This window comes from Bacillus sp. ISL-78 (assembly GCF_018613455.1).
In the GTDB taxonomy this organism is placed as follows: Bacteria; Bacillota; Bacilli; order Bacillales; family DSM-1321; genus Peribacillus; species Peribacillus frigoritolerans.
Window position 1 is genome coordinate 300,846 of record NZ_JAGGQC010000013.1, and the last position, 13,921, is coordinate 314,766.

Sequence of the window (13,921 nt, forward strand, 5' to 3'; positions counted from 1 at the left end):
ACCGCAGTCGGTTTATATACTAAGGAACGGATTGTTTCTTAGTATCGAAGCGCGACTTTTTAAGTCGCGCAATTATATATTTTGACTCGATTTAGGGTTAAGCACTATATAGTACATAAACTTGTCACAGCGAATGCTTGCTGTAAAGAATTTGAAGGAGTGAAGGGTTTTGGCAATTGAAAAAGAATATCCAATGACTAAAGAAGGTAAGTTAAAGCTTGAACAGGAACTGGAACAGTTAAAAACGGTTAAACGTAAAGAAGTGGTGGAAAGAATCAAAATCGCCCGCAGTTTTGGGGACCTTTCCGAGAACTCAGAATACGATTCCGCAAAAGAGGAGCAGGCTTTCGTTGAAGGACGTATTACAACAATCGAAAACATGATCCGCAATGCAAAAATCATTGAAGGCAATGATTCGAATACAGATACAGTTTCACTTGGAAAATCGGTAACCTTCGTGGAACTTCCAAATGGTGACGAAGAAACATATTCCATCGTAGGAAGCGTTGAAGCGGATCCATTCGAAGGAAAAATCTCCAATGATTCCCCGATCGCGAAAAGCCTGATAGGGAAAAGGGTCGGCGACAAGGTATCGATCATGACACCTGGCGGCGAAATGAGCGTCAAGATTGTATCCATCGACTAAATAAAATGCAAAAGGGGATGTCCATCGGGGCATCCTCTTTTTTATCGGAAAAGTGCCGCGTTAAATTTGTTCATAATTGTTTAAAAATTCGCACCTCGTCAACAATGGTTACCGAGGTGTATTTTATGAAAAAGAAACGAATGAGGTTGCTGGCTCTTTTTTTGACCACTTTCATGCTGATGCTCATAGGCAGGCTTGCCTACATCCAACTTGTATCGACAGAATCTTTTTCAAAGCATGATGTGAACCTGTTGGAAGCAAGCGTGAATCAGCGTTCACAAATATTAAAGATTGATGATGGACGCGGAAAGTTCTATGACAGAAATGGAGAACCGCTAGCACATGAAGAAATCCCGACGCTCGTCCTTTTTCCCTTTCTAAAAAAAATGACATGGCCCATAGATGAAGTGGCCTCGATAATAGGAAAATCGGAAGCGGAGTTAAAACGCGCGATAGAAGAAGCGGATGAACCATTCGTATTTGGCGGGGATGAACCGATAGAGTTGACGTCCAGCCAATCTAAGGCAATCAATGAATTGAAGATTCCAGGGGTCTTTGCCGTGAATGAGAAATTATATCATGATCAAACGCCTGCAGCACAATTGATCGGAACGACGAACATATCTGATGCGGAAAAGAAAAAACGTTATCCGGACATGAATTTATCTCCTGAAACGAAAATAGGCAATACGGGACTGCAAAGGACCTTTGATGAGTTCTTGCTTTCCGCTGGGGAATCGAAGCTCGTTTTTCACGTGGACGCCAGCGGAGGACCGATGTTCGGTGTCGATGTTAAATATGTGGAACCTGCAAATCCGCTTTACCCGGTGAAGGTCATGACGACGATCGATAAAGAAATTCAGGAGAAAGCGGAGAAGCTAGTCGATGAACGCGGGATAAAAAAAGGCGGTCTCGTCCTGATCGATATCGAAAAAAGTGAAATCGTCGCCATGGTATCGCGTCCGGCGCTTAATATAAAAGATCCGAATGGCGAAGGGGCCGTCAATATGATGCTGACTCAAAAAACGCCGGGTTCCGTCTTTAAAACGGTCACGGCAGCAGCAGCCATCGATTATGAAGCGGCCAGTCCCACCCGGACATTTAATTGTAATTTGACGATAGACGGCAAAACGGATAAACAGAGGGAACTGGGCGTACTTAACTTTGAAAATAGCTTTGCCCAAAGCTGCAATAGGACGTTTGCCGAATTGTCACAGGAAATAGCGGAGAAGGATCCGGACTTTTTGGACAAATATGCAAAAAAGTTAGGGCTGGTTGGTGAAACGGGCTGGCAAGGGGACGTATATCACACGGAAGTCACTCAGCTGCATCATGAGCAAACAGGAAAGGTCTGGCATGATGACAATTTAAAAAAAGATCCCAGAATGGTTGCCAAAACGGCAATTGGCCAGCAGGATGTCCAAACGACGCCGCTCGCGATCGCGAATATGATGGCAACGATTGCCCGCGGCGGCAAGAAGGAACAGGTCAAAGCCGTTTCCAAGGTCGAATTTAACAATAGTACGACGGTCGTCGATTTTCCCAATCAAAGTATTGGCGGGGAGACACTGTCTCCATATACAACGATGAAGATGCAGCATCTACTTAGGAAGGTCGTGACGGAAGAGAAAGGGACGGGCGCTTCCTTGAGAGATTTGCCTGTGGAGGTCGCCGGCAAGTCCGGGACAGCTCAGACCAATATCGAAAAAGGGGAGCTCAATAAATGGTTTGCAGGCTACTTTCCCTATAAAGATCCCAAATATGCTCTTGTCACCGTAAGTTTTGAAACGAAGGAAAACAGTTCCAGCATGACGCCTCTTTTTTCAGATATTGTAAAAGTCCTGTACTCGAAGGACCAGGACAAAAACGAGAATTGACGAAAAGTGTAGGAAACCATTCCCTTCTATCTCTGGCTAAATCATGTTAAAATGAGGCAGTAAGAAATGGTAAGGGGAGGAATGGACCTTGGGCTCACGTTTCAATCAGAGAGATCAAAAAAGAAAAGTAAATAAAATATATAATATTGCAATCACCATCGTTTCCATTTTAATCGTCATTGTCGCAGTCTCGATTTTCTTAAGTGATGATGGCACCGATTCAAAAAAAGCCACCTCTGAACCAAAGCAAGTCGCCGAGACAGAAAAGGGGAAAGTAGTGGACAAACCTGCTGGCAAAGAGGAAGAAACGGATTCGGAGAAGGAAGACGCAGTAGGTGATAGTGAAGCAACAGAAGAAGATGCCGAAAAAGAAGATAGTAAAGCAAAAAAGGAAGATGCAGAAGAGAAGACTGAAGGTGATGCAGATTCAGAAAAAGCAGGAGATGCCGAACTTGTGGAAGTGGAAGGCAGCGGCGATGGCAATGTTGCGGCTACATATACAAGTGAGGGCTGGAAACCAGTAGGAACGGAGCAATCCGGAGAGCACACTACCAGCTTCGAAAAGAACTCGGTCGATTGGAATGAAATGAGTAAAGCGATAGCAAGCGGAGCTGGAATCGATGAAGGCAGCATGAAGCTATGGTGGCTGCAAAACGGCGGTTCGCCGACCACGGCAATCGGTACGGTTTCTGAAGGAGACAACCCTAAAACCTTCCGGGTTTACATTGAATGGGTGGACGGATCAGGTTGGAAACCTGTAAAAGTCGAAGAGCTGAAGACAAACGATAAGAGATAATGTCCAGAAAAAATGGATAAACGAAAAACCCCCGAAAGGAATTCCGCTTTTCGGGGGTTTTTCATGATGATCATTTTTTAGCTTTAAAGTGGACGACTGCACTATAAAAACGTCTGCCTTCTTCACTTACATACATTTGGTGTGACACGGATTCCACCTGAAGCATGATCGCTTTATTGATTTCAATTTGCGATTGGATTTTTTCTTCAAGATTCTTGATGCTCTCTGCCTCGAAAAATTCTATTTTATCTTCGAATAAGTTTAAGTCGAGTTGAAAACTCATGACTGTTCCCCTCCAAAATTCAGATACTGTTAGTTTACCACCATTTGTCCCGATTCTGAACTTAATGAATTTGCCTAAAAACAAGAACTGTTTCTCTTTTTATTTCATATTATGCTTATAGGTTTTATTATCTTATTATAAAAGGTGATTAAAAATGGGCAGAGAATTTATAGGTTTATTTGAAGAATGGTCGAAATCGTATGATGATACGGTTGGTGGACACGATATTGAGTATCAAGAGGTTTTTAAACATTATGATGGCATATTGGACAGCGTCACCGATCGGGCTTTTGGTCATGTGCTGGAGTTCGGGGTGGGTACCGGGAATTTGACGGAAAGACTTTTGAAGAAGGGCCTAAAGGTATCGGGAATAGAACCTTCACCTGCTATGAGGGAAATAGCGGAAAGCAAGCTGAGCGGTGAAACGGAAATTGTAGATGGTGATTTTATCGTTTTTCCGAAGCCGGAACAGGTTGATTCGATCGTGAGTACGTACGCGTTTCATCATTTAAACGATGAAGAAAAAGAAAAAGCGATAGCCAACTATGGAAAGTTACTGAATACTGGTGGTAAAATAGTGTTTGCTGACACAATGTATCAATCAAAGGAAGCGCATGAACGAGCGATTCAAGATGCAAGGCAGGCAGGCTTTCATAATTTGGCGAACGATTTGCAAACGGAATATTATACTACGATTCCTTTTTTGGAAAATGTGCTTGAAGCAAATGGATATAAAGTGAACTTCGAGCGCTGCAATCAATTTGTCTGGATCATGGAGGCGGAAAAATTATAGGAAGAGGTTTTTACTAATGAAGGTAGCCATAATCGGAGCAATGGAAGAAGAAGTTACGATTTTACGTGATAAATTGGAAGGGTTGGAGCAGGTGACCATTGCCGGTTCCGAGTTCAATACAGGCACACTGAATGGTATCGAGGTCATTTTACTTAAATCGGGTATCGGTAAAGTGAATGCGGCAATGTCCACTGCAATCCTGTTAGAAAAATTCAAACCGGATGCGGTCATCAATACTGGCTCTGCCGGCGGTTATCACCCAGAACTGAATGTAGGGGATGTGGTCATATCCACGGAAGTGCGGCACCATGATGTCGATGTGACGATTTTTGGATATGAATACGGTCAAGTCCCTCAGTTGCCTGCAGCTTTCACACCGGATGAAAAGCTTTTTGCAATCGCAGAAGAAGCAGCAAAAGAAATCGAGGATATACAAGTGGCGAAAGGGTTGATCGTGACGGGGGATTCTTTCATGAATGATCCTGACAGGGTTGAGTTCGTCAGAGGGAAATTCTCTGATTTATACGCGGTGGAAATGGAAGCGGCAGCCATTGCACAGGTAGCCTTCCAATTCAAAACACCGTTTGTCATCATTCGTTCCCTTTCGGATATTGCAGGTAAGGAGTCCAATATTTCCTTTGATAAATTCCTGGAAACTGTGGCTCTTCATTCAGCGGCGCTGATTTTGAAAATGGTTGAAAAAATGAAATGAATGGTAAGTGGTCAGCGGAAGCTTTTCTGCTGATCATTCTTTATTGCATAATCCTCATTAAATTGGTAGGATAACTACGAAAGGATGTCCGAATATGAAAGTCTTTAAAAACATTCATGAGTTGATAGGGGAAACGCCGATGATGGAAATCACCCATTTCCCGCTTCCGGATGGAGTCCGTATCTTTGCCAAACTGGAATACTTCAATCCGGGAGGCAGTGTGAAGGATCGGCTTGGTCAAGAGCTGTTAGCCAAAGCGCTGGAGACAGGGAAGGTGAAAAAGGGCGGGACGATCATCGAACCGACTGCCGGGAATACCGGGATTGGCTTGGCGTTGGCTGCGATAAACAGTGGGGTGGACGTGATATTTTGCGTTCCGGAGAAATTCAGCACCGAGAAACAGGAATTGATGCGTGCCCTTGGAGCGAATGTGATCCAAACCCCGACAGAGGAAGGGATGACAGGAGCAATCGCCAAGGCTAAGGCGCTGCTGGCTGAAATTCCGGGATCATACTGTCCCCAGCAGTTCGCCAACCCATCCAATCCTGATGCCTATTATAAAACGCTGGGACCTGAAATATGGGAACAGATGGAAGGCGATGTGGATGTGTTTGTTGCCGGTGCCGGGACGGGCGGGACATTCATGGGAACATCGCGATATTTGAAAGAAAAGAACACTGCTGTCAAAACCGTCATTGTCGAACCAGAAGGATCGATTTTAAACGGCGGAAAAGCAGGACCCCATAAAACAGAGGGGATCGGGATGGAATTTCTACCCGCCTATATGGATGAAACGTATTTTGACCGAATCCATACGATAAGCGATCGTGACGCTTTCGATATGGTGAAGGAATTGGCGATTAAAGAAGGCCTTCTTGTCGGCAGTTCTTCCGGTGCGGCATTTGCAGCGGCCATGAAAGAAGCGGCCAAGGCTTCCCGGGGGACGAATATCGTCGTCATATTTCCGGATTCAAGTGAACGTTACTTAAGTAAAAAAATTTATCAGGGAGGAATGTAAAATGAGAAAAAAAACACAATTGATCCATGGCGGCATTTTTGGTGATGAACAAACAGGGGCGGTTTCGGTGCCGATTTATCAAGTGAGCACATATAAACAGGATGGTCCGGGGAATCATCGGGGCTACGAATATTCCCGTACAGGCAACCCGACCCGACATGCCCTCGAAGAACTGATCAAGGATCTCGAGGAAGGAAAAAGAGGTTTCGCCTTCGGATCAGGAATGGCAGCGATGACTGCGGTTATGATGCTGTTCAGTCATGGTGATCATGTATTGATGACAGATGATGTTTATGGAGGGTCTTTCCGGGTCATCACTAAAGTGCTTAACCGCTTCGGGGTGGAAGCTACGTTCATCAATACGAGTGACATACACTCGATCGAAAAAGAGATAAGGGACAATACGAAAGCGCTGTTCATTGAAACTCCGACGAATCCATTATTGAAAATCACCGATTTGGAAGAAGTATCAAAAATAGCCAAAGAAAACGGCATCCTCACCATTGTGGATAATACCTTCAGTACGCCATACTGGCAAAATCCGCTTTCACTTGGAGCCGATATCGTGCTTCATAGCGCAACCAAGTATCTGGGGGGACACAGCGATGTTGTAGCGGGTCTTGTCGTGGTGAATGATGAAAAGCTTGGCAATGACCTTCATTTCATCCAAAACTCTACAGGAGGCGTGCTAGGGCCCCAGGATTCATGGTTGCTGATGCGAGGCATTAAAACGCTGGGAATCAGGATGGAAGAACATGAAAAAAATACATCTCAAATCGTTCGTTTCCTATCCGGTCATGAAGGCGTTTCGAAAATCTATTACCCAGGTCTTGAAAACCACCCAAATCATGATATTGCCAAAAAACAATCGCGTGGATTCGGCGGTATGGTTTCATTTGATGTCGGCAGTGCGGAAAAGGCCGAGTCCGTTTTGAACAAAGTGAGATACTTTACACTTGCGGAAAGCCTGGGGGCAGTGGAGAGCTTGATTTCCATTCCGGCCTTGATGACACATGCTTCCATTCCGGCTGAGCGTCGTGCAGAACTTGGGATAACTGATGGGTTGATTCGTATTTCAGTAGGTCTGGAAGATGTTGAAGACTTATTGGAAGACTTGGAGCAAGCGCTGCAAGGATAATCGTTTAGGGACCGCTTCATAGCTGACTGCCATTATTTACACCCTGTCATTTGGAATAAATATGGTAGAATGAGATATCGATATCTTATTAGCTTGAAAGAAGGTGGAATGGCATGAAAAACCGCAAAAAACAAACGGCGGCAATGCTGCGTTCGAAAATGGTCGATTTTAAACAATTTGCGATCACTTTGTTATGTGTTGGTTCGTTCTTCTATATAGGAACCATCCTTCCCACTGACGACAAAGCGATGATTGGCACATATGTCTATATGGGAGCGACAATCATGTTCCTGGGCATATCCATAGTATTTTTCTCATTATCAAAAAAATATAAGAAGATCTTGGCCGAAATGGATGACCAGGACACTTTACAACAATAGAAGCAACCTTAGTTTAGACAAAGGGTAATAAACTAAGTCGATTGGAACGGAAGGTACGAGACTCCTGCGGGGAAAGCGCGTCGAGGGGAGACCCCGCAGGCGCAAAAGCGCCGAGGAGGCTCCCGGACCGCTCGCGGAAAGCGAGTGCCTGAAGAGGAAATCGACGTTCGAGATTTTACAAACCCTTATTAAATCTGTAGACAAACTCGAGTTTATCTACAGTCTGTCCTGATTCTTTTAAAGAATCAGGTTTTTTTATTATTCCAATGGTTGTAGCCCATTAAGGGGCAGATTTATCATACGATTTACCTTCTTAAGGCAATAATGACTATTGAAAATGGGTAAAAAGATCGAAATTTTCAAATAAATAGGCAAAAGCCGTTTACAAATATCGAATTTGTGGATATACTTACCAAGTAATAAAAAATATTCCAAAGGAGGTCGAAGAAAATGACATTGTATCTACATGGAGTCGTCGCAATCAGCCGGTCCGTTTCAAATGACAATCACATAACATTCGACCTGTGCCAAGCGGAATATTTCTAAAGCAATTTGGCTTTATTAATCATTCAGACATAGCGGCCGCAGGGAGAAGTGTTTTATCCTGCGGTCTTTTTATATTCTCTAAAAAAGCCCGCAGGAGGACGTAACTTTCTGCGGCCTTTTTATGCCTTTTTGTTGGGCCGCTCCCTTAAAGGAGGTGATATTATGACACTGAATATGCTTTTTTTCACAATCACGATTAAAATGAAAAAAATGACTGCCGAGGAATGTTTGCAACAGGAGAGAATCCACAAGATTCGAGAAGAACATCTAGATAAAGCGATGAAGCATCGTCCTTTTTTCTAAAAACATATGAGGTAGGTATTCCGTTCATAAAAAAATTAAAGAAAGGTGGAGGTTAATATGTTGAACTTGTTTTACGTAAAAGGAGAGAAGCGTTGCTATTGGCAGGAGAAGGATACCGGCTAACGGATTTCCCGGTGCATGGCCAGCATTGTCATGGTTTGTATGTATATGAACAGCGGAAAATGCCATTGGAAACATGATAAATTGAAGAGATGTTGATCAAGATGGTCATGACGCTGATCTACTCGAAACGGCAACGTTAGATATGAATAGGTAAAATGGGAAAACTCGGCCCTCGGGCCGAGTTTTTTTCTTTGCCTGAATCAGCAGCACGGACCTGATCCTCCATAACCAAATCCACATCCCGGCAACCACCAAAACCCGAAAATGAGCAATAAAACCAGGAGGACAATAAACAGGCCATAACCAAAGCCGGAACCGGACCCTGCATAACAAGGCGCAGGAGCCGGATAACCATAGCTGCATCCGTATGGTCCATAGTTATATCCCATCGTAAAACCCCCTTTCCCTAAAAAATTCCCTATCATTATATGAACATTTGCCTTCGTTCGTTTGTGAATTCATCCAGGCTGGTTTGAACATTTAATACTTTCGTGATTTCTTTTTGTGGGACAGACACGAACAAGCCCACTGTTGCATAGGTATGAATAGGGAAACCAAAGAAACGGGGGATGAAGCCAATGCCCGGAATACTTACAGTTGTCGGCTATATTATCAAAGAATTTTACTTATTTGTTTCCTATGTGAAAAACAATGCTTTTCCCCAGCCCTTGTCATCTCAGGATGAAAAGAGATATCTGAAGCTTATGAGTGAAGGGGACGGTGATGCCCGCAACATCCTGATTGAACATAATCTCAGGCTTGTTGCCCATATCGTCAAGAAATTCGAGAATACGGGCGAAGATACAGAGGATTTGATTTCGATTGGGACAATTGGGTTGATAAAGGCCATTGAGAGTTATTCGGATGGTAAGGGTACGAAGCTTGCCACATATGCGGCGCGATGCATTGAGAATGAGATCTTGATGCATTTACGTGCGACAAAGAAAACGAAGAAAGATATTTCCCTGCATGATCCGATCGGTCAGGATAAGGAAGGTAATGAAATCAGTTTAATCGATGTGCTGAAATCGGAATCGGAGGATGTCATCGATACGATTCAGCTTAATATGGAAATTGAAAAGGTGAAAAAGTATATTGATATTTTGGATGAACGCGAAAAGGAAGTCATTGTAGGCAGGTTTGGCCTGGATTTGAAAAAGGAGAAAACCCAGAGGGAAATCGCAAAAGAGCTTGGGATTTCCCGCAGTTATGTATCAAGGATCGAAAAACGTGCTTTGATGAAGATGTTCCATGAATTTTACAGGGCAGAAAAAGAGAAGGAAAAGAAAGCTAAAGGATAGGAATGGTAAACAAAGAGAGTGCGAGGGAATTTCCCCGCACTCTTTTTTTAATATTTATTTCTGATCAAATCTGTAAATGCATGATAAATTTCGATTCCCTGAAAAAGGAACAGACGTGAAGCGGTTAAAGAAAAGACCCCTACCATAATTAGTCGAAACCACATATGAATCACTCCTCCATTTTATTTTTTATAAAATGTCAGAGCGTGAGGCTACGTAATTCGCCTGATAAAAAACGGGACTGAGATATCGCCGTAGAAGATTCGAGTGAAAATAAAGAAAGCCCAAAATGGAAAATTCGAAAATGAGTATTACGATAAGTGACTGCCATGAACTAAAGGACGGCACGAAAGGCTGTTTCTTGTCAGCCTTATCCCAATGGTGGACATCGGTATGTTCTTCAATGGTTAGCTGCTGTGCATGATGGTGGAACTGTATGGGCAGTGTCCAAAGGAGCAGGATGATGGCAGACATGTGAATAAAGAATTTCATATGAATCAACCACCCCTTTCCCAAGAATATATTCATCATAACATGCTTTTAATCTGGGATATAGAAAAATGTTCTGAAAGATACTGAAAATTCCTTTTAATTAGAAAAATAATGAATGAACCTCTATAATGGGGTTAGTGATAAAAAGGGGGCAATTTAGTATGGGATATTCTATGACATGGGATTTGGATATCTTTTTTAAAGGGGGAAGCTCTTCCAAGGAGTTCCTGATTTTTTTAGATGAATTCAACGAAGAGGTAAAAGAATTAGACAGGCTTGTAAGCAATATCAATCCGGTAGGAAATGATGAAATCAGTTTAATACACGCATTTGATCTTTTTAAAAATACAAATATGAAATCTTCACAGGCAGGTGCCTTCATTGGATGCCTGGAAGCTCAAAATGCGCAGGATAAAAAGGCTGGTCAGCTGCGGATCAAACAAATGAAGATAGTCGCTTCACTAAATATGGTGTTAAGCAAGCTGGATGAGAAGTTGATACAGCTTGATGATGCATTTTTTAAGAAAATCCTCGAAAAAGAACCATTGAATGAATTGAAATTCGTATTGAATGAACGTCGGGAAAAGGCAAAGGAAAAGCTTTCCGTGAAGGAAGAATCATTAATCACCCAATTGGCCATGGACGGTTTCGAAGGTTGGAGCCAAATGTATGATACGATCGTCGGTTCAATGACCATCCCTTATAAAGGTGAAAAGCTTTCTGTAGGCCAAGCGGCGAATAAATTTTCTGATCCTGATGAAAGGGCCCGGAAAGAATTATTTACTTCGTGGGAACAGGCTTGGGAGGAAAAAAGTGACCTGTTTGCCCGGACTTTGAACCACTTGGCTGGCTTCCGTCTCAGTGTGAATGAAAAAAGGGGCTGGGATGATATTTTGAAAGAGCCTCTTGAAATAGGAAGGATGAAAAAAGAAACCCTCGAAAGCATGTGGAATGTAATTGCCGATCATAAAGAGCCGCTTGTGAGGTTTTTAAAAAGGAAAGCGGAGTTACTGGATTTGGATGAATTAAGTTGGGCGGATTTGGATGCACCGCTCGCTGTTACCGCAGAATCCAAAGTAATGGATTATCAAGAAGGTGCAGACTTCATCATCCAGCAATTCTCTAAGTTCGGCTCTCAATTAGCGAACTTCACCCGAAAAGCTTTTGAAGACAGCTGGATTGAAGCTGAAGACAGACCAGGTAAGAGACCAGGCGGTTTTTGCACCGGCTTTCCATTAAATAAGCAGTCAAGAATTTTCATGACGTATTCGGGCACACCGTCCAATGTATCGACATTGGCTCATGAATTGGGACATGCATTCCATTCTTATGCGATGAGGGATATCCATCCATTGAATCGGTCATATGCAATGAATGTGGCGGAAACCGCCTCCACTTTTGCTGAAATGGTCGTAGCGGATGCAGCTGTGAAGGAAGCAGCCAGTGAGGAAGAAAAGCTGGTGCTTTTAGAAGATAAAATTCAGCGTTCAGTGGCATTATTGATGAATATCCATGCCCGCTACTTATTCGAAACTAGGTTTTATGACGAGAGAAAGCAAGGATATGTCAGTGCTGAACGATTGAATGAACTGATGGTCGATGCACAAAAAGAAGCTTATGGCAATGCTTTAAGTGATTATAATCCAACTTTCTGGGCTTCAAAGCTCCATTTTTATATTACTGGTGTACCATTTTATAATTTCCCGTACACATTCGGTTACTTATTCTCATTAGGCATATACGCGAATGCCCTGAAAGAACCTGAAGGATTCGAAGAAAAATATATCGCGCTATTAAAGGATACCGGTTCCATGAATGTCGAGGATTTGGCGGAGAAGCATTTAGGCGTCGATTTAAAGACCCGCGATTTTTGGGAAGAAGCGGTCAATGCCTGTATGGTGGATGTAGAAGAATTCATGCGTTTGACCGACCCATTAGTCCGAAAAGCATAAGATGGGTTTAGGCTGGAATAGGAACAAAAAAAGCGGATGTCCGGTTAGGACATCCGCTTTCTTATTAAACTTTCTTCAGTTTAAATGGACTGACCATAAGTAATGATAATATAATCATGAGGGATAAGAAAAAGACCGGATGGAAATACGGGATGACTAGATAACTTAAAGTGGCGATGCAGCCCGCAACCGTAATGGGCACTCCTGTAAAATATCCATTGCTTTCACTTATATTGAAGCGGGCGAGACGAAACGCGCCACAGCCAATATAGAAAACCGTGAAGAGTGTGCCAGGTGCTCCGAATTCTATCAATATTCCTTGGTATAATAATAGAGCCGGTGCGACGCCAAAGGATATGATGTCACACATGGAATCAAGTTGCTTACCCAATTCCGATTCAATGTTGAATTTCCGTGCAACCATACCGTCAAAGCGATCTGCAAGGGCTGCCAGGAAGATTAAAAGCAAGCTTAAATTCAATTGACCGTGCATCACGGCAATTATCGCAAATCCACCAAGGGATAAATTAATTAGGGTAAGTATATTTGCTGTTTGTGCTTTCACTTTTTTAATGGTTTGATCTAGGGCGTGTAATAAAAACATCTTTTCACTCCTTTCAAATGAAACAAATTAAAACAAAATATAGTAAACATAAGTATTTATTATATAATAATATTTTATTTAATACAATTTATGCAAGGGGATTTTAGAATAATTTTACAATTTAACAATTTGGAGTGGTTATATTTTGTTTCAGTCTTTGTATCGCGTTCTTATTGAACTGACGAATGGTCAGTATTCATCAGGTTTATTAAAGCACTTTAGCCAATCTCGTTGGAGCAGGCCCTTGATTTTACTTTATGTAAAAACATTCAACCTTAATCAACAGGAATTTGGTAAGGAGTTAAAAGCATATACCAATTTGCACGAGCTATTTACAAGGCAGTTAAAGGCTGACGCGAGGCCAATTACGGCAGTTCCATCTGCGGTAGCTTGTCCCGTGGACGGTGTACTTGAGGACTCAGGGGAGATACGCGCTGATAAAAAGATCGTCGTTAAGGGAAAGGTATATTCAATGGAGGAAATGCTCGGGGATGAGCTTCTATTGGAAAAGTACTTAGGCGGCAAATATCTCGTGTTATACTTAAGCCCGAGTCATTACCATAGGATCCATGCGCCAATCAAGGGTTCCGTGGTCAAACGATGGACGCTTGGAAGGAAATCATACCCCGTTAATAAATGGGGGATGAAATATGGAAAAGAGCCTTTATCAAAAAATTACCGGACAATAACTGAACTTCAAAATGAGGCGGGGAATCTGGCAATGGTGAAAGTCGGTGCCATGTTCATAAATTCGATCGTCATTACTGATGATGCGGATGAATTGGAAAAAGGGCAGGAGTTTTCTTATTTCAGCTTTGGGTCCACAGTTGTGCTTCTTTTTGAAAAAGGAAGTTTTGAACTTGAAGAAAATATATCCATTCCCGCAGATGTCCGTGTAGGTGAAACAATTGGATACATGAGAGCGGTCTAACTTCAAATGAAAATAAGAGGCTGACA

General features: G+C 42.6%; 16 protein-coding genes. 12 read left to right on the forward strand and 4 right to left on the reverse strand.

Features of this window, described 5'->3' with window-relative positions; genetic code table 11:
- Nucleotides 1-169: 169 nt before the first annotated feature.
- The 3 genes from greA (at nucleotide 170) to J7I96_RS15360 (ending at nucleotide 3,319) form a co-directional block, all read left to right on the forward strand.
- Entirely contained in the window at nucleotides 170-646 is a 477-nt protein-coding gene (greA, locus tag J7I96_RS15350) for a transcription elongation factor GreA (RefSeq protein WP_034308617.1), read from the forward strand.
- Between the two features lie 125 nt (nucleotides 647-771).
- The gene (locus tag J7I96_RS15355; RefSeq protein WP_214925113.1) at nucleotides 772-2,523 is read left to right on the forward strand and encodes a peptidoglycan D,D-transpeptidase FtsI family protein; all 1,752 of its coding nucleotides are present in this window, start codon (nucleotides 772-774) and stop codon (nucleotides 2,521-2,523) included.
- An 88-nt stretch (nucleotides 2,524-2,611) separates the two neighbouring features.
- Nucleotides 2,612-3,319 (forward strand): YrrS family protein, encoded by a 708-nt coding sequence (locus J7I96_RS15360; RefSeq protein ID WP_214925116.1) that lies wholly within the window; start codon nucleotides 2,612-2,614, stop codon nucleotides 3,317-3,319.
- Between the two features lie 70 nt (nucleotides 3,320-3,389).
- On the opposite strand, the gene J7I96_RS15365 is transcribed toward J7I96_RS15360, so the two are convergent.
- Nucleotides 3,390-3,602: a DUF2536 family protein gene (locus tag J7I96_RS15365; protein ID WP_048682770.1), complete on the reverse strand. Its 213-nt coding sequence runs from the start codon at nucleotides 3,600-3,602 to the stop codon at nucleotides 3,390-3,392.
- A gap of 154 nt (nucleotides 3,603-3,756) precedes the next feature.
- Here J7I96_RS15365 and J7I96_RS15370 point away from each other — a divergent pair, with 154 nt between their 5' ends.
- The 6 genes from J7I96_RS15370 to J7I96_RS15395 all read left to right on the forward strand — a co-directional run bounded on the left by J7I96_RS15370 (nucleotide 3,757) and on the right by J7I96_RS15395 (nucleotide 8,492).
- Nucleotides 3,757-4,395, forward strand: a complete 639-nt coding sequence (locus tag J7I96_RS15370; RefSeq protein ID WP_214925117.1) for a class I SAM-dependent DNA methyltransferase — start codon at nucleotides 3,757-3,759, stop codon at nucleotides 4,393-4,395.
- 16 nt (nucleotides 4,396-4,411) lie between these two features.
- The gene (mtnN, locus tag J7I96_RS15375) at nucleotides 4,412-5,107 is read left to right on the forward strand and encodes a 5'-methylthioadenosine/S-adenosylhomocysteine nucleosidase (RefSeq protein WP_214925119.1); all 696 of its coding nucleotides are present in this window, start codon (nucleotides 4,412-4,414) and stop codon (nucleotides 5,105-5,107) included.
- Between the two features lie 94 nt (nucleotides 5,108-5,201).
- Nucleotides 5,202-6,125, forward strand: coding sequence for a PLP-dependent cysteine synthase family protein (locus J7I96_RS15380; protein WP_214925121.1), 924 nt, complete (start codon nucleotides 5,202-5,204; stop codon nucleotides 6,123-6,125).
- A gap of 1 nt (nucleotide 6,126) precedes the next feature.
- Entirely contained in the window at nucleotides 6,127-7,263 is a 1,137-nt protein-coding gene (locus tag J7I96_RS15385; RefSeq protein ID WP_214925123.1) for a bifunctional cystathionine gamma-lyase/homocysteine desulfhydrase, read from the forward strand.
- Between the two features lie 113 nt (nucleotides 7,264-7,376).
- Nucleotides 7,377-7,643, forward strand: a complete 267-nt coding sequence (locus tag J7I96_RS15390; protein ID WP_251025384.1) for a YrhC family protein — start codon at nucleotides 7,377-7,379, stop codon at nucleotides 7,641-7,643.
- 708 nt (nucleotides 7,644-8,351) lie between these two features.
- On the forward strand, nucleotides 8,352-8,492 hold the full coding sequence (locus J7I96_RS15395; protein ID WP_072273247.1) for a YrzI family small protein: 141 nt from the start codon (nucleotides 8,352-8,354) through the stop codon (nucleotides 8,490-8,492).
- A gap of 259 nt (nucleotides 8,493-8,751) precedes the next feature.
- On the opposite strand, the gene J7I96_RS15400 is transcribed toward J7I96_RS15395, so the two are convergent.
- Nucleotides 8,752-8,991 (reverse strand): hypothetical protein, encoded by a 240-nt coding sequence (locus J7I96_RS15400; RefSeq protein WP_214925126.1) that lies wholly within the window; start codon nucleotides 8,989-8,991, stop codon nucleotides 8,752-8,754.
- Nucleotides 8,992-9,193: 202 nt separating this feature from the next.
- On the opposite strand from J7I96_RS15400, the gene sigK reads away from it, so the two are divergent.
- Complete coding sequence (gene sigK, locus J7I96_RS15405) at nucleotides 9,194-9,916, forward strand: RNA polymerase sporulation sigma factor SigK (RefSeq protein WP_048682796.1); 723 nt, start codon at nucleotides 9,194-9,196, stop codon at nucleotides 9,914-9,916.
- Between the two features lie 189 nt (nucleotides 9,917-10,105).
- Here sigK and J7I96_RS15410 read toward each other — a convergent pair whose 3' ends face one another.
- Nucleotides 10,106-10,408, reverse strand: a complete 303-nt coding sequence (locus J7I96_RS15410) for a hypothetical protein (protein WP_214773457.1) — start codon at nucleotides 10,406-10,408, stop codon at nucleotides 10,106-10,108.
- Between the two features lie 161 nt (nucleotides 10,409-10,569).
- Here J7I96_RS15410 and J7I96_RS15415 point away from each other — a divergent pair, with 161 nt between their 5' ends.
- A complete protein-coding gene (locus J7I96_RS15415; protein WP_214773458.1) occupies nucleotides 10,570-12,360 on the forward strand; it encodes a M3 family oligoendopeptidase in 1,791 nt (596 codons plus the stop codon).
- A 64-nt stretch (nucleotides 12,361-12,424) separates the two neighbouring features.
- On the opposite strand, the gene pssA is transcribed toward J7I96_RS15415, so the two are convergent.
- Entirely contained in the window at nucleotides 12,425-12,964 is a 540-nt protein-coding gene (gene pssA / locus J7I96_RS15420; protein WP_214773459.1) for a CDP-diacylglycerol--serine O-phosphatidyltransferase, read from the reverse strand.
- 145 nt (nucleotides 12,965-13,109) lie between these two features.
- Between pssA and J7I96_RS15425 the strand changes: the two genes are divergently transcribed.
- On the forward strand, nucleotides 13,110-13,895 hold the full coding sequence (locus J7I96_RS15425; RefSeq protein WP_214773460.1) for a phosphatidylserine decarboxylase: 786 nt from the start codon (nucleotides 13,110-13,112) through the stop codon (nucleotides 13,893-13,895).
- Nucleotides 13,896-13,921: the final 26 nt, after the last annotated feature.